Here is a 17246-nt window from a genome sequence, read left to right as displayed (position 1 = left end):
TGGCCAGAGGCTTCAAGCCGCGTAGTATCTCCTCCGCCGAACAGACGCGCTCTAGCCCGCGTGACGGAGGCTTATCCCGCTAGCCTTGTCGAACAGCACCACCTTGTCCGGATCCCAGGCAAAGCGCACCGGCTGCTCGATCTCGACATCGGTTCTGGCCGGCACCGTGGCCCGCAGCATGGCGTCGCCGACGCGCAGCGTCAGGATCTTTTCGACGCCATGGTTCTCGACATCGTGGACGCGCGCCTCCACCGGCGCCCCGCTCTCGAGATAGACATCCTCGGGACGAATACCGAAGACGAGCGGGCGACCGTCGGTCGCACCGCTCGTCTTGCCTCCCCCCGTAAAAGGCAGTTCGAAATTCAGCGGTGCCATCACCGCGCGGCCGTTGACGAGCTTGCCGTCGATGAGGTTCATCGGCGGCGAGCCGACGAAGCTCGCCACATAGGTGTCGCGCGGATTGTTGTAGATCTCATACGGCGTGCCGGTCTGGACGATGCGGCCATGGTTGAGCACGCCGACCTTGTCGCCCATCGACATCGCCTCGATCTGGTCGTGCGTCACGAACAGGAAGGTCTGACCAAGGTTCATCTGGATGTTCTTCAACTCGGTGCGCAGCGCTTCGCGCAGCTTGGCATCGAGCGCCGAAAGGGGCTCATCCATCAGGAATACGCGGGGCTTCCTGACGATGGCGCGACCAATCGAGACGCGCTGCATCTCGCCGCCGGAGAGGCGATCCGTCTTGCGGTCGAGCAGATGCTCGATGCGCAAGGTCTTGGCAACGCGGTCGACGCGCGTCTTGATCTCGTCGGGCTCGATGCGGCGGATTTTTGGCTTCAGCGGGAATTCGAGGTTTTCGCGAACCGTGTAGCGCGGATAAAGCGAATATTGCTGCAGCACCAGCGCCACGTCGCGCTCGGCCGCACCCCAGTCAGCGACGTCAGCGCCGTCGATGAGTATTTGCCCCTCGTCCGGCTTTTCCAGGCCGGCGATCATGCGCAGCGTCGTCGTCTTGCCGGCTCCGGTCTCGCCGAGCAGCACGAAGAACTCGCCGTCGGCAATGTCGAGATTGAGCCCGGTCAATGCGGTGTGATTGCCGAATGTCTTCGAGATGTTCTTGAGCTGGATATGGGCCATCAGAGTCTCACCCCCAGCGAATTGCCGCTTGTCGTGTCGAAGAAGTGCGCCTGCGCCGGGTCGAGCTTGGCGAAGACCTGGACCCCCGGCTTGCCGACGAAACCGGAACGGGTGCGGGCACGCAACATCTGTGCCCCAACCTTGAGGTCGACAATGTCGTAGGAGCCTAGCGGTTCGATGATGTGCGCCTCGACCGGCAGATAACCGTCCGCCGCCTCGCGCGAGACCATCACTCCTTCGGGGCGGATGCCGAGCGCAAGACGGTCCTGCCCGACGTTCGCGGCGTTGAGCTGGCCGACCAGCTCGGACGGGAAAAGGAACCCTTCCGCGGCCCCGTCGACGGTGACCCTGGCGCCGGAGCCGTTCATCGTCACCGCCGCGTTGGCGACGTTCATCACAGGCGAGCCAACGAATTGCGCGACGAACAAATTGGCCGGGTGCGTATACACGTCCGATGGGCTGCCTACCTGTTGCAGAACGCCCTCATGCATAATGACGATGCGGTCGGCTAGGCTCATCGCCTCGATCTGGTCGTGGGTGACGTAGATGGTGGTCGAGCCCTGCTTGATGTGCAGCCGCTTGATCTCCGCGCGCATCTCCTCGCGCAGCTTGGCGTCGAGCGCGCCGATCGGCTCGTCCATCAGCATCGCTTTCGGCCGCCGCACCAGCGCCCGGCCGATGGCCACGCGCTGCATGTCGCCGCCCGACAGCGCCGACGGCTTCTTGCCGAGCAGGTCGGTGATCTGCAGCACTTTGGCGACCGAGCGCACCTCGCCGTCGATCTCCGCCTTGCTCTTGCGCATGGCGCGCAACGGAAAAGCGATGTTCTCGTAGACGCTCATATGCGGATAGAGCGAGAACGATTGGAACACCATGGCGATGTCGCGGTCGGCAGCCTTGAGATGCTGAACCGGCTTGCCGTCGATGAGGACATCGCCGCCGTCGATCGTCTCCAGCCCGGCGATGGCGCGAAGCGTCGTCGTCTTGCCGCAGCCCGACTGTCCGAGCAGCACGATGAACTCGTTGTCGTCGATCTTGAGATTGAGGTCCTTGATGACCTGAACGGCGCCAAAGAATTTCTGGACGCCACGAAGCTCGATCTGGGTCATGCGTGACCTTCTTTTTCCGGGGTGCCGGTCGCCTGCGGCTTCTGCCTTGGACCGATCCAGCCGGTGATCATGAACGTCACCAGCCCGACGATGATGATCGTCAGCCCGTAGCGATGCAGGAAGAGATTCCACGGCTGGCAGAGCGCGATGATGCCGCACACCATCACGATCTCGGCCGTGCGTTGGATTGTAGCATGGCGGATCATTTGCGGATCGCTCCGAAGGACATGCCGCGCAAGAGGTGGTTGCGGAGCAGGAAGGTGAAGATCGCGACAGGCAGCAGGAACAGGAAGGTTCCGGCGGCGATCACCGTCCAGTCCGACAGGCCGGAGCCGACCTGGCTGGGAATGAAGGGCGGTGCCGTCTGGGCGCGTCGGTTGGTCATGATCAGCGCGAAGGCATATTCGTTCCACGCCGTGATGAAGCAGAACACGGCGGTGGCGGCGATGCCGGTGGCGGCCTCAGGCAGCACGATCTTGAAGAAGGCTTCCATGCGCGTGTAGCCGTCGACGAGCGCCGCCTCCTCGTACTCCTTCGGAATTTCGTCCATGAACCCCTTCATCAGCCATACAGAGAAGCTGAGGTTGAAGGCGGTGTAGAGAATGATCAGGCCCCAATGCGTGTCGTTGAGGCCGACGACCCGGTACATCAGGAACATCGGGATCGCCACCACCACCGGCGGCAGCATGCGGGTCGACAGGATGAAGAACAGCAGGTCCTGTTCCCCCTTTATCTTGAAGCGCGAGAACCCGTACGCGGTGAAGGTGCCCATGCCGACGGCCAGGATCGTCGAGGTGATGGCGACGATCAGCGAGTTCATGAAGCGGCTCGGATAACCGGACCACTGCACCTCGCCCCTGCCCGAGCGCACCACCTTCTCGCCGCCGTCAAACACCAGCCGCTCCCACCACGGGGCGGCGGCGTATTGTTCCGGCGTCGGCGCAGTGCGCAACTGCGACCGCTTGGTGAAGAGCTTTACGAAGGGTGATATCTCAGGCTGGAACATCACCGTCGGCGGAATGGTGGTGGCAAGGTTGCGCGGCTTGAAGGCCGTCGAGGCTATCCAGTAGATCGGCGCCAGGAAGATCATCGTGATGATCAGCACACCGACGATGGCGAGCTTGTTGAGCGAACGCTCGGTAGAGGTGGTGACAGCGGCCATTCTAGCGCTCCTTCACCTTGTTCAGGTATTTGACGTAGATGTTGGTGATAGCCAGGATCATGATCAGCACGATGTAGGCTAGCGCGCAGGAGCGCCCGGTCTGCCACTCCTGGAACGCCATCTTGTAGAGCCGGATCGAGATCACCTCGGTGGTTGGCTGGCTGGTCAGGATGTAGGCGAGATCGAAGGTCTTGAACGCCTCCATGGTGCGAAAGATGATCGCGATCATCAGGATCGGCGCGACCAAGGGCAGCGTGATGCGAAAGAAGGTGTAGAACGAGCCGGCGCGGTCGATCGCCGCCGCCTCGTAGAGGTGCTTCGGCACTGCCGACAGGCCGGCGAGCGACAGCAGCATCACAAAGGGTGACCACATCCAGATGTCGGTGATGGCAACCGCGTAGAGCGCCATGTCGGGGTTGGACAGCCACTCGAAGGAGCCGAGGCCGAGCGTATAGTTGATGATGCCGAAGGACGGATCGTAGAGCAGCTTCCAGAACAGGCCGACGACAGCCATCGACAGCATCATTGGCAACAGCAGCAGGGTCGTCAGCAGGCCCTTCAACGGGATATCGCGGTTGAGCAGCAACGCCACGCCGAAGCCGACGATGACCTGGCCGACCACGGAGACGATGACATATTTGGCGGTGATGGCGAAATTCGACCAGATGAACGGGTCGTTGAGCAGCTCGCGGTAATTCTGCAGTCCGACGAAATTGGCGGCCGCCGGGCTCGATGCGCGAAAGTCGGTGAACGAATAGCCGAGCGAATAGATCAGCGGAAAGATGTTGAAGACGATCAGGAAAACGATCGTCGGAATGATGAAGAGATTGCGGATCGTGAGATCGCTCATGCCGCGGGCGGCGGAGCGCGAGTTGGGATCCAGGGTGGTCATGACTGCAGTGGCCAAGGCCCGTTCCTTCCTTGTCCGGAAAAGAAAACGGAAGGGGCAGGCTACCGCCCCCTCCGAGCGTTAATGCCGTTTACTTCACGCGGTTGTATTTCTTGAACGTCGCGTTCCAATCCGCGGCGAGCGAATCGAGCACTTCCTTGGCCGTGCCCTGATTGCCGGTGATGTACGGATAGACGCGTTGGTTCATCTGGATGAGCAGCTCGGCATATTCCGGCGTCGCCCAGAAGTCCTTCACCTTGAACATGGTTTCGTAGAAGGCCTTGTTGTAAGGCGTGGCGTTTTGGAATTCAGGCGACTCGAGCACCTTGGCGCTTGCCGTGTAACCGCCGAGTTCCGCCCATTTCTTCTGCGTATCTTCCTTGATGAACCATTCCAGGAACTTCATCGCCTCTTCCTGATTCTGGGAATAGGAGATGACGGAGATGCCCTGGCCGCCGAGCGCGGCGAACTGGTCGCCGTTCGGTCCTGGAGGGTTGGCGAAGAAGCCGGTGGCCTTTGCATTCGGGTTCGAGGCTTCGTTGATGAGCGCCGGGAAGAAGGCGAAATAGTTCATGCTCATCGCCGCCAGGTTTTCGGTGATCGCCTGGTTGTCCTCGATGAAGAAGCTCTTGGCCCAACCAGGAGGAGTGAAGGAGTAGAGTTCCTTGTAAGCCTCGAGCGCCTTGACGTTCTGCTCGGAGTTGATGATCCCGTCGACCTTGTAACTGGCATAGTCGCCAAGTTCGCCGCCGAAGGAGAAGATGGCGTTCTCGACGCCCATCACCAGAGCGTCATACGAGTTATCGGTATAGATGGCGACGCCGTAGCGCTTCTCGTCGGGACGGTGGAAGAATTCGGCGATGTCGCGCAGCTGCTTCCAGTCCTTCGGTATGCCGAGATCGTAGCCGTACTTGGCCTTGAAGGCCTCCATCTCCTTCGGATCCTCGAACCAGTCCTTGCGATAGGACCAGCCGACCGCGTCGCCCTCGGCCGGGATCGACCAGTATTTGCCGGAGTTGGACGGATATTCGGCGTAGTATTTCACCGTCGCCGGCGCCATCACTTCCTTCAGATTGTGCTTGTTGAAGAAGTCGGTGAGGTCGACATAGTGGCCGGCCTCAGAGGCGGCGCCGATCCACTGGGAGTCGCCGACCACCATGTCGTAGGCGCTGCCCTTGGCGTTGAACTCGGTGAACGCCTTGGTCTGGAAGTCGGGCCAAGGCGTGGTTTCGACCGTGACCTTCACGCCGCTTTCGGCCTCGTAAAGGTTGACGAGTTCCTGCAAATAGTTTGCCGGATCCCATTCAGCCCAGAATATGGTGAGTTCCTTATCCTGCGCGTAGACGGACGTTCCGCAGGCGAGCACTAAGCCGATACCAGCAAGCATACTGGTCATTGTCTTGCGCATAATGATTTCCTCCCTTGTGCGCATTCTACCGTATCATGCGAGCCGGCGGCGAGCCGACCCTGGTAGTTCCTCCCGTGACGGCAGCGTTCCGGTTTTGAGCCTCCTCGCCCAGCCGAAAATGGCTCGCAGCCCTCACATTTAATCCGCTTTATTGTCCTGATCTGGTATTACCAATTTCCGGCGTACGTCAAGCTCTTTCTTGGACGATGGCAGGCCCTCAGACAAGCGGATTCTAGCAACATCTGCCTGTTTTTCTTAAATTTTCCTACTCCTTGATACGCAAGAGCCTTGTTTTGGCTACGGCGCTACGATTATTGTCGGCACTTGACATCCCAATCTGGTCGAACCAGATCGATACTATTTCGTGGCTATCGCCGGCGCGCTTCTGTCTCCTTTGGCCATCGATTCCACCACTGCAGCTCGTACCAGGGCGCCGGCTGCCCATTGTGCTACCGACATCCTCTTGCGGCTGTCCAGCCCCCATATATCCTTCAGCACAATGAGCACTTCAACGCCGAAGATCAGCGACAGGGCCTGGGCCAGGCGCTTGAATTCGCGTGGCGGCAGCCGGTCCTTGAGCGGCGCGATCGCGTCCTTGAGCAGATCGACGCGATGGCCGCGCGTAAACGCCGGCTCGCCGCCCAGTGTGCCGGCCTGCCGCCGCGCCCACTGGTCGAGCGACAGCTTCAGCGCCGCCTTGAAGGTTGCCTCGAAGGCCTCGATGCGCGGCATGGCCGTGTCGAACAGTTCGACCACCCGGCGCTCGGGATCGGTCGAGGCTGATCTCCAGGTGAGGATCGGCCCGAGGCCTTCGTTGACCACCGCCTGCACCAGCGCCGCCTGGCTCGGAAAATACCGATAGGCAGTGGCGCGCGAGACTTCCGCCGCTTCGGCGACCTCGCTGACCGAGGGCGTGGCGCCCGCCTGCATCAGCCTTGTCGCCGTCTCCAGCATCAACCGCCTTGTGCGTGCCCGCGGTCCGCGCGCGGCAGAGCCGGCGTCCTCGGACACTGCCGCTTGTTGACGTGAGACATTCATGTCAATACGATACGCGCGTCTCAAAAAATTGCAATGGCCATCCCTCTGGTTACGTTGAAGCCCTACGGCGCCCCCCTCTGTCCTGCCGGACATCTCCCCCACGAGGGGGGAGATTGGCTGTCATCTGCACCTTCGCCAATCTCCAACATCGCATGGAAGGCGCCGATCGAGCGAACTGCCGATCTCCACCCAAGTGGGGGAGATGTCCGGCAGGACAGAGGGGGGCGCCGTAGCGCACTCCGTTCTCATGCACTGAACGCGGCCACCGTTCAGCCAGCCCCCAGGGAGGCACGCCCATGAAGCGCGTCTATGTTGTGGGCACCGCCGACACTAAGGGTGAGGAACTCGCTTTTCTGGCCGATGCGGTCGCTTCTACCGGTGCTGCTGTCGCCCGCGTCGATGTCGGAACGCGCGGTGCCACCGTGCCGGTCGATGTCGCGGCCAAAGAGGTCGCCGGCTACCATCCCGGTGGCAGCAGTGCCGTGTTGGGCATCGACGACCGCGGCACCGCGGTCGCGGCAATGGCCATCGCCTTCACCCGGTTTGTCCAATCGCGCACCGATATATCAGGTGTGATCGGCATCGGCGGTGGTGGCGGCACTTCGATCATCACATCAGGCATGCGCGCGCTGCCGCTCGGCCTGCCGAAGATCATGGTCTCGACGCTCGCCTCGGGCGACACCGCGCCTTACGTCGATGTCTCAGACATCGTCATGATGCCTTCGGTGACCGATATGGCCGGCCTGAACCGGCTGTCTCGTGTCGTGCTGCACAACGCCGCCCAGGCGATATCGGGCATGGCGGCAAAGCCTGCGCCGCCGTCCGACGGCAAGCCGTCGATCGGCCTCACCATGTTCGGCGTGACCACGCCATGCGTGACTTCCATCGCCGAGCAGCTTCGCTCGACCTATGACTGCCTGGTCTTCCACGCCACCGGCACCGGCGGCCGCAGCATGGAAAAGCTGGCCGACAGCGGCTTGCTGTCCGGTGTCATCGACATCACCACGACCGAGGTCTGCGACCTCTTGTTCGGCGGCGTGCTGTCGGCGACCGAAGACCGCTTCGGCGCGATCGCTCGCACCAAACTGCCCTATGTCGGCTCGGTCGGCGCGCTCGACATGGTGAATTTCTGGGCGCCGCCGACCATTCCGGAACGCTATAGCGGGCGGCTGTTTTACGAGCACAATCCGAACGTGACGCTGATGCGCACGACACCTGACGAAAGCCGCAAACTCGGCGAATGGATCGGCACCAAACTGAGCCTCTGCGACGGCCCGGTCCGGTTCCTCATTCCCGAAAAGGGCGTCTCGGCGCTCGACATCGAAGGCGGCGCCTTTTTCGACCCTGAAGCCGATGCAGCACTCTTCGAGGCCATTGAGCGCACGATCGTGCCTGATAACACGCGACGCGTGACGCGCCTGCCGCTGCACATCAACGACTCCGAATTCGCCAAGGCGGCAACAGCGGCCTTTCTCGACATCGCCGGACAGTGAGAGAAGAAAACATGGCCGCCATACCGCGCAAGAAAATCCTGGAAAAGTTCCGCAAGATGATTGCCGGCGGCGTGCCGATCGTCGGCGGCGGCGCCGGCACCGGCCTGTCGGCCAAGGCCGAAGAGGCTGGCGGAATCGACCTGATCATCATCTATAACTCCGGCCGCTACCGCATGGCCGGGCGCGGCTCGGCCGCCGGCCTGCTCGCCTATGGCAACGCCAACGAGATCGTCAAGGAGATGGCCTACGAGGTGCTGCCGGTGGTCAAGAAGACGCCGGTGCTGGCCGGCGTCAACGGCACCGATCCCTTCGTCATCATGCCGCTGCTGCTGGCCGAGCTGAAAACGATGGGCTTTTCCGGCGTGCAGAACTTTCCGACCATCGGCCTGTTCGACGGCCAGATGCGCCAGAGTTTTGAAGAAACCGGTATGGGCTTCGGGCTCGAGGTCGACATGATCGCCGCGGCACACGAGCTCGACCTCCTGACCACGCCCTATGTGTTCAACTCCGACGAGGCGCGCGCCATGACCAAGGCCGGCGCCGACATCGTTGTCGCCCATATGGGGGTGACCACCGGCGGCTCGATTGGCGCCACGTCGGCCAAGTCGCTGGACGACTGCGTGACGGAGATCGACGCGATCGCAGCCGCTGCGCGCTCGGTGCGCAAGGACGTTATCCTGCTTTGCCATGGCGGGCCGATCTCGATGCCGGATGACGCCCGATACATCCTCGAACGCTGCAAGGGCCTGCATGGCTTCTATGGCGCGAGCTCCATGGAACGGCTGCCGGCAGAAGCGGCGATCGCCAGGCAGACCGCCGATTTCAAGGCGGTCACGCTGGAGCATCGGACCCAAAAGTGGGAACCGGTTTTGGGAAAATCCGATGCGCAAACGAAAAAAAGCGGTGCCAAAACGACTGCGAAGAAAAAGAAGGGATGAGACGATGACCGACAAAAGCAAGGTGTTTGTCTATCCGAAGGATGTCAGCGCCTTCGGCTTCGACTGGGGCAGGCTGTCGTTGACGGTGGCGCCCGAGGTGAACGGCGCGACACGCTTTTCGGGCGGCGTCGTCGACCTTCCATCCGGCAAGGGCCACACGCGCCACAACCATCCGGGCGCGGAGGAGATCATCTTCGTCATATCGGGCAATGGCGAGCAGATGGTCGAGGACGAGAACGGCAATCCAGTTGTTGCGAAGGTCGGCCCCGGCTGCACCATCTATGTGCCGGAAAGCCGCTTCCACTCAACGCTGAACACCGGCGATGCGCCCATGCAGCTGTTCGTCGTCTATTCGCCAGCCGGACCGGAACTGACGCTGCGCGACCTGCCGGATTTCAGGCTGCTGCCGCCGGGTAGCGGCTAAGCCACCCCACCTCTGTTCCAACCCCTGCCCCGGTCGCCGAACATGACGTAGCCGCTATCGGTGACCGCCACGGTGTCTTCCAGCTTGATGAAGCCGCGCGTCGGGTGAAGCATCGTCGTCTCGACCGAGAGCACCATGTTTTTCTCCAGCGGCTTTTCGGCATAGGTGCCTTCATATGTCACCGGATGGTTGGTCATCAGGAACGGCGCTTCATGCGTGATCAGTCCCATGCCGTGGGCGAAGAAATCGGTGTAGGGCGCGACCTTGGATTTCTTCAGCACGCCCTCCGCATAGGAGATCATATCACCACCACGAGTGCCCGCCCTGACCTTGGAAAAAGCGGCCTGCTGCACCGTCTCGACTTCGGCCAGTAAATCCTCCAGTTCGGCGTCTGGCTCGCCCAGAATACCCATGCGGCAAAGGTCGCCGATATAGCCGTGATAGTTGCCGCCGGAATCGATCGACATCACCTCGCCCTTCTTCCACGCCTGTGACGAGCCGGCGCGGTTGTGGCTGGAGCCGAGCGTCAGCAGGCAATATTCGAAATGCGCGCCGCGATTGGTCTCCTCGCGCCGAAGTTGCTCGATGATCTCGGTCTTGGTCGTGCCTTCGCGCGCCCAGGCAATGGTCGCCAGCATGGAATCGGTGATCAGTTCGGAGGCGATGCGCAGCTTCTCCAGCTCAGCTTCCGTCTTGATGGCACGCATCCGCTCCAGCATATCGGTCGCGTCGATCAGCTTGGCGTCCGGCAACGCCTTGCGGATCAGGGTGTAGGCATCCGACGGCAGGAAAGCCGGCTCGATGCCGATGCGGGCGTTGCCCTTGCCGATTTTCGTCAGGTGCTCAACCGCAAGATTGGCAGCGTCGAGCGTGCCCCAGCACGCGGCGTGCAAGGTCGGCGTCCAGAACGGGTGGTTCTGGTGCTCGCCGCCCTCCATGCGGTTGCCGATATAGGCGGCATGCTCCGGCCCACCCTTCTCGTAGACGACAACAGGCAGATAGCGGCTGTGGCCGATCGCATCCATGGCGGCGAAGAAGATGAACTTGTAGCCGCCAAGCAGATATTGCGTGTTGTGCTTGGAGGTGGCGAGCAGCACATCGATGCCGGCCTCCTCCATCAGCCGATCGACCCTGGCATGATCGAACGGAATGGTGCTGACGGCATTCTTGCCCGGGGCGACGTTCATCTTTCTCTCTCCCTGAATTCCCTGGCCGGCCGGTCGCATCGCCGGCTGTTTTGGTCATGATCGGTCAAATCTGCACTATTTTGTCCAGTCTGGTCCAGCCAGAATAGGTGAAACGGCCGTTTCGGCACAGTTCGTCGTCGTATATCGCGATGCCTAAACCTGATCTGGTCTTACCAGATAAGCTCGGATTGAACCGCTTCCCGGTAACTGGTCCAGCGGACGAAATTTTCAAAGCCACGCCAGGATGCGCCAATTCCCTCTCTGGCGAAACCCTCGACAAGGCTCATAATCAGCCTTGCAAGGATGCCGTCTGGCGTCCGAGGGTATTGGCCACCCGGCCGGGTGGCTGAGAGGGACGGAGTTCGATCATGTCAGATGTCACGATTTCCAGACGCACCGTGCTTGCCGGTTCGGCATCGCTTCTGGCTTCGACGGCGCTGCCGACCATCGGTCTGGCGCAGACGCCCAGGAAAGGCGGGCGTCTGGTCGTCGCCGCCGATTCCGAGCCGCGCAACCTCAACTCGGCGATCGTCGCTTCCAACGGCGTGTTCTTCATCTCAAGCAAGATCGTGGAAACGCTGGCCGAGGCGTCCTTCGACGGCAAGGACGGGCTCGAACCACGCCTGGCGACAGGCTGGGAGGGCGCCGCCGACGGCCTGTCGGTGACATTCAAATTGCGCGAAGGCGTCAAATGGCATGACGGCAAGCCCTTCACGTCCGACGACGTCGCCTTCTCAGCGCTGCAGATCTGGAAGCCGCTGCAGAATCTCGGCCGCACCGTGTTCAAGGACCTGGAGACCGTCGACACGCCCGACGAACTGACCGCGGTATTCAAATTCGCCAAGCCGACACCGTTCCAGTTGATCCGCAACGCCTTGCCGGCGCTGAGCAGCGTGGTGCCGAAGCACATCTACGAGACCGGAAAGATCGAAGAGAACCCCGCCAACAATGCGCCTGTCGGCACCGGCCCGTTCAAATTCGCCGAACACAAACCCGGCGAATATTATCGGCTGGAGAAGAATGCCGACTATTGGGGCAAGGACCAACCTTACCTCGACGAGATCATCTACCAGGTGCTGCCCGACCGCACTTCGGCGGCAAGCGCGCTTGAGGCCGAAGAGATCCAGCTCGCCGCCTTTTCCGCCGTGCCGCTGGCCGATCTCGACCGCATCTCCAAAGTGCCTGGCCTCAAGGTGATCACCAAGGGTTACGAGGGCCTGACCTACCAGCTCGTCGTCGAGATCAACCATCGCCGCAAGGAGCTGGCCGACCTCAAGGTGCGCCAGGCGATCGCCCACGCCATCGACAAGGATTTCGTCGTCAAGACAGTGTTCCTCGGCTACGCCGCCACAGCCACCGGCCCGGTGCCAAAGAACGATCCGCAGTTCTATACGGCCGACGTGCCGACCTATGCCTTCGACGTGGCCAAGGCCAACGCCCTGCTCGACGAAGCCGGCTACAGCAAAGGCGACGACGGCAAGCGCTTCTCGCTGAAACTGTTGCCGGCGCCCTACTTCAACGAAACCAAGCAGTTCGGCGACTATCTGCGCCAGGCGCTCGCCGCCATCGGCATCGACGCCCAGCTGGTCAACAACGACTCGGCCGCGCATATCAAGGCCGTCTACACCGACCACGCCTTCGACCTTGCGGTTGGGCCGCCAGTGTTCCGCGGCGATCCGGCGATCTCGACCACCATCCTGGTGCAGAGCGGCATTCCCGACGGGGTGCCGTTCTCCAACCAGGGCGGCTACAAGAACGACGAGCTCGACGCCCTCATCGCCAAGGCATCCGAGACGCTTGATACCGCCGCGCGGACGGAGCTTTACAAGGAGTTTCAGAAAAAGGTCGCAGCCGACCTGCCGCTGATCAACGTCGCCGAATGGAGCTTTATCAGCGTTATCAGAGACACGGTGGGGAATGTCGCCAACAACCCGCGCTGGGCGGTATCGAACTGGGCGGACACCTGGCTGGAGGGGTGAGCTGCGGTTAATTGAGATTGACCTTCGCCAGTAGGTGAAGTTGGTAATGTCCGTGCTCGACGATACCCCCTCTGTCCTGCCGGACATCTCCCCCTCAAGGGGGGAGATTGGCTTGCTTTGATGCCGGCCCTTCCCTTAGCGATGTTTGCGATTGGCGCTACGGCGAGTGACGGCGGATCTCCCCCCTTGAGGGGGAGATGTCCGGCAGGACAAAGGGGGGCGCCTAGGCACTGCGCATCCCAGGATCGGCACATCGCCAAGCAGCCGGCGCCGCCATGACCCGCACCCTCATCCTTCTTCGCCGCCGCCTCGTCGGCAGCATCTTCGTGCTGCTGATTGTCGTCATCGGCACTTTCCTTTTGCTGGAATCCGCGCCCGGCGATGCGGTCGACGCCTATATCGCCTCGACCGGCGGCGACGCCGGCATGATCGAATTGCTGCGTCATCGCTGGGGCCTCGACCAGTCGGCGCTGACGCGGCTGGCGAACTATCTCTGGGCGCTGCTGCATCTCGACCTCGGCCAGTCCGTCACCTTCTCGCGACCGATCCGCGAGGTGATCCTCCAACGCCTGCCCAACACGCTGCTTTTGATGGGCAGCGCCACCGCGGTCTCCTTCGGGCTCGGCTCGGCGCTCGGCATTTATGCCGGCGCCAGACCCGGTAGCTTTCGCGACCGTTTCCTGTCGATCGGCTCGCTGGCGGTCTATGCCGTGCCGGGCTTCTGGCTCGGGCTGGTGCTGATCATCGTCTTTGCCGTCGACCTGCGCTGGTTTCCGATCGGCGGCATCGAGAGCCTCGCGTCGGGCAAGACCGGCCTCGACCGCGCGATGGATATCGCCAGCCATCTCGTCCTGCCGGTGTCCGCACTCGGCTTCATCTATCTGGCACTTTACCTGCGCATGATGCGCGCCGGCATGGCCGAAGTCTGGCGGCAGGATTTTGTCCTCGCCGCTCGCGCCAAAGGCCTGTCCCGCCGCCGCATCGTGCTCGCCCACGTCGCCCGCAACGCGCTGCTGCCGCTGGTCACCATGCTCGGCCTGCAATCGGCGCAGATGCTGGGCGGCAGCGTCGTCATCGAAAGCGTCTTTTCGGTGCCCGGCCTTGGCCGGCTGGCGCAGGAAGCGGTGGCCGCGCGCGACACGCCGCTGCTGCTCGGCATCATTCTCACCAGCGCCGTTCTGGTCGTCATCATCAATCTTCTCGTCGACATCGCTTACACCGTCCTCGATCCGCGCGTCGGCGCCAGCGAGGCCAGTGCGTGAACCCGCTTCGCCGTTTTTTCCGCACGCCGGAAGCGGTCGCCGGCGCGATCATCCTGGCGGCGCTGTGCGCCATGGCGCTTGCCGCACCACTGTTCTTTCCCGGCGATCCGCAAGCCATTGCCGGGCCGGCATTGCTGCCACCCTTTCAGGACTGGTCGCTGCCGCTCGGCACCGACAGGCTCGGCCGCGATGTGCTGGCCGAGCTTTTCCACGGCGCCCGCACCTCGCTGGCGGTCGGGCTGGCGGCGGCAGCCACAGCCCTTGCCGTCGGCGCGATAGTCGGCACAGTGGCCGGCTTTGCCGGCGGCGGCGTCGACGAAGTGCTGATGCGTATCACCGACGCCTTCCAGACCGTGCCGAGCTTCCTGCTGGCGCTGGCCTTCGTCAGCGTCGTCGGCCCATCGCTCGGTGTCGTCGTCGCGGCGATCGCGCTCGGTGCCTGGACGGGGCCAGCGCGTGTTGCCCGTGCAGAAGTGCTGTCGATCCGCGAGCGCGATTTTGTTGCTGGCGCCCGCGTCATCGGCATGCATCCGCTGGAGATCGCCTTTCGCGAAGTGCTGCCCAACGCATTGCCGCCAGTACTGGCATTGTCGTCGGTGATCGTCGCCGCCGCGATCCTCACAGAGGCGGCCCTTTCGTTTCTCGGCCTCGGCGACCCAAACCGCGTGACCTGGGGCGGCATGATCGCCGAAGGCCGCGCCGTGCTGCGCACCGCGCCTTTTTTGTCGATCATTCCCGGTGTAGCGCTCGTGCTGACCGTGCTCGGTGTCTATCTCGCCGGCGAAGGCGTCGTCGAGACGACAGCGGTGAGAAGGAGCCTGTCGTGACGGCGCTGCTTTCGATCCGCGATTTGACGGTGACCTATCGCCGCGATGGCAGCGAGGTGGCGGCGCTGAAACATGTCAGCCTCGATGTCGCCGCCGGCGAGCGCCTCGCCATCATCGGCGAGAGCGGCTCGGGCAAGAGCACGCTGGCGCTGGCCATTGCCGGGCTGCTGCCGGCTTCCGCCAGGATTGGCGGCCGTATTGACTGGTTTTTGCGATCGCCGTCATCCTGGGGCGCCAAGGCACCCCCCTCTGTCCTGCCGGACATCTCCCCCTCAAGGGGGGAGATTGCGCTCTCATCTCCGCCTTCGCCGATCTCCAAGGTTGCAGGAAGGGACCCAACAGCGAAACTGCTAATCTCCCCCCTTGAGGGGGAGATGTCCGGCAGGACAGAGGGGGGCCTCATGGAACGCAAAGCTCAAAAATCCGTCGCCAAACCCACCCACATTCCCCTCGGTGGCCGCGACATCGGCTTCGTCTTCCAGGACCCGTCGGCCAGCCTCGATCCGGTGATGGCGGTCGGCGAGCAGATCGCGGAAGTCGCGCACGCGCATCTCGGCCTTACCTGGTCGCAATCCTATGCCAGGGCAAAAACCCTGCTTGAACGCGTCCGGCTGCCCGATCCAGACGCCGCTTTGCGCGCCTTTCCGCACCAGCTTTCCGGTGGCCAGAAGCAGCGCGTGGCGATCGCCGCCGCAATCGCGGCCGGTCCGAAACTGCTGATCGCCGATGAGGCGACCAGCGCGCTCGACACCATCGTGCAGGCCGAGATTGTCGCCCTGATCCGACAATTGGTAGCGGAGGACGGCATGACGCTGCTGTTCGTCAGCCATGACATCGCGTTGGCCGCCGAGCTGGCCGAGCGCATCGCCGTGTGCCGGCACGGCGAGCTGGTCGAACTCGGTGCGACGGCGCAGATTATCGCTAGCCCGCGCCACGCCTACACAAGAGCGCTGCTCGACGCCCATCTCGGCCTCGACGCCGAACCGTTGTTGGAGCGGGCAGGAGCGTCGAGGTGAGCAGTCCATTGCTGGCCGTTTCCGGCCTGACCAAACGATATCGTCGCGGCGGCAAGACGATTGCCGCCGTCGATGACGTTTCCTTCGACATCGAGCCCGGCGAGACGCTGGCGCTGGCCGGGCCTTCCGGCAGCGGCAAGTCGACGATCGCGCGGCTGCTGCTGCGGCTGATCGAGCCCGACGCCGGCCGCGTCGAGTTCGAAGGCGGCGATTTCCTGTCCCTGAACGGCGCTGCCTTGCGCGCCCAGCGTGCTCGTCTGCAAATGGTGTTCCAGGACCCGCTTGCCGCCTTCAACCCGCGCGCCAGCGTCGCACGCGTGCTCGACGACCCCCTGCGCATCCATGGCATCGCCTCTCGAAAGGAGCGCCCGCGCCGCATCGCTGCTTTGCTGGAGCGCGTCGGCCTGAGCGCCGATCTCGCCGGCCGCGCCATCCACGAGATTTCTGGCGGCCAGCGCCAGCGCGTCGCGATTGCCCGCGCCATCGCGACAAAGCCATCGCTGATCGTGCTCGACGAAGCAGTGTCTGCGCTCGACGTATCCGTGCGCCGACAGATCCTGCAATTGCTGCTCGATCTGCAACGCGAGGAACGGATCGCCTATCTGTTCATTTCGCATGATCTCGGCGTTATCAGCGCCATTGCCCATCGTGTCGTCATCCTCGACGCCGGCCGCACCGCCGAGAGCGGCGACGCCCGTGCCGTCATCGACGCGCCGCAGTCGGCGATCGGCAAGGCGCTGGTGGCGGCAGCGCCAAAACTGAACAGGACCAGCAAAGACTCAGACGCGGCCGATCGTCAGTAACCGAGCGCGCAACCATCCTTGCGTGGATCGGACGCGCCGGTAAGCGTCCCCTTGTCCCAGTCGATCAGCACCAACTGACCGCCGCCATGCGGCTCGGTCGCGATGGACAGCTGATGGCCCCGCTCGCGCAGGCCGGCGATCGCATCGGCCGGAACGCCACGCTCCACCTCCACAGTATCTTGTCTGTAAAACACCCTCGGCGCATCCAGCGCCTCCTGCGGGTCCATGCCGAAATCGATCATGTTGGTGAGCAGGTGGACATGGCCGAACGGCTGGTAGCCGCCACCCATCACGCCGAACGGCATGATCGCCCGGCCCTTGGCTGTCACCATGCCCGGCATGATGGTGTGCATGGGGCGTTTTCCCGGTGCGATGCAGTTTGGGTGGTCCGCCGCCAGGCAGAAGCTGCTGCCGCGGTTCTGCAGCACGACGCCGGTCTTAGGGCCGACCACCCCGCTGCCGAACGAATGAAAGGTCGAGTTGATGAAGCTGACCGCATTACGGTCGCGATCGACCACCGAGATATAAACGGTATCGCTCGGCTGAAGCTCAAGCCGAGGCAGATGCGTCATCG

Annotated in this window: 17 protein-coding genes; 8 read left to right on the top strand and 9 right to left on the bottom strand. The window is 62.9% G+C overall.

All coding sequences use genetic code 11. From position 1 onward, the window contains the following. Window positions 1-51: 51 nt before the first annotated feature. The 7 genes from EOC93_RS14190 to EOC93_RS14160 all read right to left on the bottom strand — a co-directional run bounded on the left by EOC93_RS14190 (window position 52) and on the right by EOC93_RS14160 (window position 6743). A complete protein-coding gene (locus EOC93_RS14190; protein WP_127204923.1) occupies window positions 52-1137 on the bottom strand; it encodes an ABC transporter ATP-binding protein in 1086 nt (361 codons plus the stop codon). Further along, window positions 1137-2246: an ABC transporter ATP-binding protein gene (locus tag EOC93_RS14185; RefSeq protein ID WP_127204922.1), complete on the bottom strand. Its 1110-nt coding sequence runs from the start codon at window positions 2244-2246 to the stop codon at window positions 1137-1139. The genes EOC93_RS14190 and EOC93_RS14185 overlap by 1 nt, the downstream gene beginning before the upstream one ends. Beyond that, window positions 2243-2452 (bottom strand): hypothetical protein, encoded by a 210-nt coding sequence (locus EOC93_RS14180; RefSeq protein ID WP_126104818.1) that lies wholly within the window; start codon window positions 2450-2452, stop codon window positions 2243-2245. The genes EOC93_RS14185 and EOC93_RS14180 overlap by 4 nt, the downstream gene beginning before the upstream one ends. Further along, window positions 2449-3408: a carbohydrate ABC transporter permease gene (locus tag EOC93_RS14175; RefSeq protein ID WP_095488237.1), complete on the bottom strand. Its 960-nt coding sequence runs from the start codon at window positions 3406-3408 to the stop codon at window positions 2449-2451. Before EOC93_RS14175 ends, EOC93_RS14180 begins: the two co-directional genes overlap by 4 nt. 1 nt (window position 3409) lies before the next feature. Further along, entirely contained in the window at window positions 3410-4315 is a 906-nt protein-coding gene (locus tag EOC93_RS14170; RefSeq protein ID WP_029348308.1) for a sugar ABC transporter permease, read from the bottom strand. Between the two features lie 73 nt (window positions 4316-4388). Then, window positions 4389-5705, bottom strand: coding sequence for an ABC transporter substrate-binding protein (locus EOC93_RS14165; RefSeq protein ID WP_095488235.1), 1317 nt, complete (start codon window positions 5703-5705; stop codon window positions 4389-4391). Window positions 5706-6062: 357 nt separating this feature from the next. Further along, window positions 6063-6743: a TetR/AcrR family transcriptional regulator gene (locus EOC93_RS14160; protein ID WP_127204921.1), complete on the bottom strand. Its 681-nt coding sequence runs from the start codon at window positions 6741-6743 to the stop codon at window positions 6063-6065. Window positions 6744-7039: 296 nt separating this feature from the next. Between EOC93_RS14160 and EOC93_RS14150 the strand changes: the two genes are divergently transcribed. The 3 genes from EOC93_RS14150 to EOC93_RS14140 are packed head-to-tail and all read left to right on the top strand — an operon-like array spanning window position 7040 to window position 9598. Further along, on the top strand, window positions 7040-8236 hold the full coding sequence (locus EOC93_RS14150) for a Tm-1-like ATP-binding domain-containing protein (RefSeq protein WP_127204920.1): 1197 nt from the start codon (window positions 7040-7042) through the stop codon (window positions 8234-8236). 11 nt (window positions 8237-8247) lie between these two features. Next, window positions 8248-9174 carry a phosphoenolpyruvate hydrolase family protein gene (locus tag EOC93_RS14145; protein ID WP_095488229.1) on the top strand — a complete coding sequence of 309 codons (927 nt, stop codon included), beginning with the start codon at window positions 8248-8250 and terminating at the stop codon, window positions 9172-9174. Between the two features lie 4 nt (window positions 9175-9178). Next, window positions 9179-9598 (top strand): cupin domain-containing protein, encoded by a 420-nt coding sequence (locus EOC93_RS14140; protein ID WP_095488227.1) that lies wholly within the window; start codon window positions 9179-9181, stop codon window positions 9596-9598. On the opposite strand, the gene EOC93_RS14135 is transcribed toward EOC93_RS14140, so the two are convergent. Continuing rightward, on the bottom strand, window positions 9595-10785 hold the full coding sequence (locus EOC93_RS14135; RefSeq protein ID WP_095488225.1) for a Xaa-Pro peptidase family protein: 1191 nt from the start codon (window positions 10783-10785) through the stop codon (window positions 9595-9597). The genes EOC93_RS14140 and EOC93_RS14135 overlap by 4 nt on opposite strands. 368 nt (window positions 10786-11153) lie before the next feature. Here EOC93_RS14135 and EOC93_RS14130 point away from each other — a divergent pair, with 368 nt between their 5' ends. From EOC93_RS14130 to EOC93_RS14105, 5 genes are all read left to right on the top strand, one after another. Next, window positions 11154-12764, top strand: coding sequence for an ABC transporter substrate-binding protein (locus EOC93_RS14130; RefSeq protein ID WP_095488223.1), 1611 nt, complete (start codon window positions 11154-11156; stop codon window positions 12762-12764). 275 nt (window positions 12765-13039) lie between these two features. Continuing rightward, entirely contained in the window at window positions 13040-14026 is a 987-nt protein-coding gene (locus tag EOC93_RS14120; RefSeq protein WP_127204919.1) for an ABC transporter permease, read from the top strand. Continuing rightward, window positions 14023-14853, top strand: coding sequence for an ABC transporter permease (locus EOC93_RS14115; RefSeq protein WP_095488219.1), 831 nt, complete (start codon window positions 14023-14025; stop codon window positions 14851-14853). The genes EOC93_RS14120 and EOC93_RS14115 overlap by 4 nt, the downstream gene beginning before the upstream one ends. Beyond that, entirely contained in the window at window positions 14850-15869 is a 1020-nt protein-coding gene (locus EOC93_RS14110) for an ABC transporter ATP-binding protein (RefSeq protein ID WP_164759134.1), read from the top strand. Before EOC93_RS14115 ends, EOC93_RS14110 begins: the two co-directional genes overlap by 4 nt. Beyond that, a complete protein-coding gene (locus tag EOC93_RS14105) occupies window positions 15866-16672 on the top strand; it encodes an ATP-binding cassette domain-containing protein (RefSeq protein ID WP_095488217.1) in 807 nt (268 codons plus the stop codon). The genes EOC93_RS14110 and EOC93_RS14105 overlap by 4 nt, the downstream gene beginning before the upstream one ends. Here the strand turns inward: EOC93_RS14105 and EOC93_RS14100 are convergent. After that, window positions 16666-17246, bottom strand: a 581-nt coding sequence (locus EOC93_RS14100) for a gamma-glutamyltransferase (RefSeq protein WP_206532237.1), incomplete at its 5' end; no start/stop codon positions are given. The two genes, EOC93_RS14105 and EOC93_RS14100, sit on opposite strands and share 7 nt — an antisense overlap.

Origin of the sequence: Mesorhizobium sp. M6A.T.Ce.TU.002.03.1.1 (assembly GCF_003997275.1) — a bacterium.
Taxonomy (GTDB): Bacteria; Pseudomonadota; Alphaproteobacteria; order Rhizobiales; family Rhizobiaceae; genus Mesorhizobium; species Mesorhizobium mediterraneum.
The sequence above is the reverse complement of the archived record's forward strand: the minus strand, read 5'-3'. Positions and strand labels throughout refer to the sequence as shown.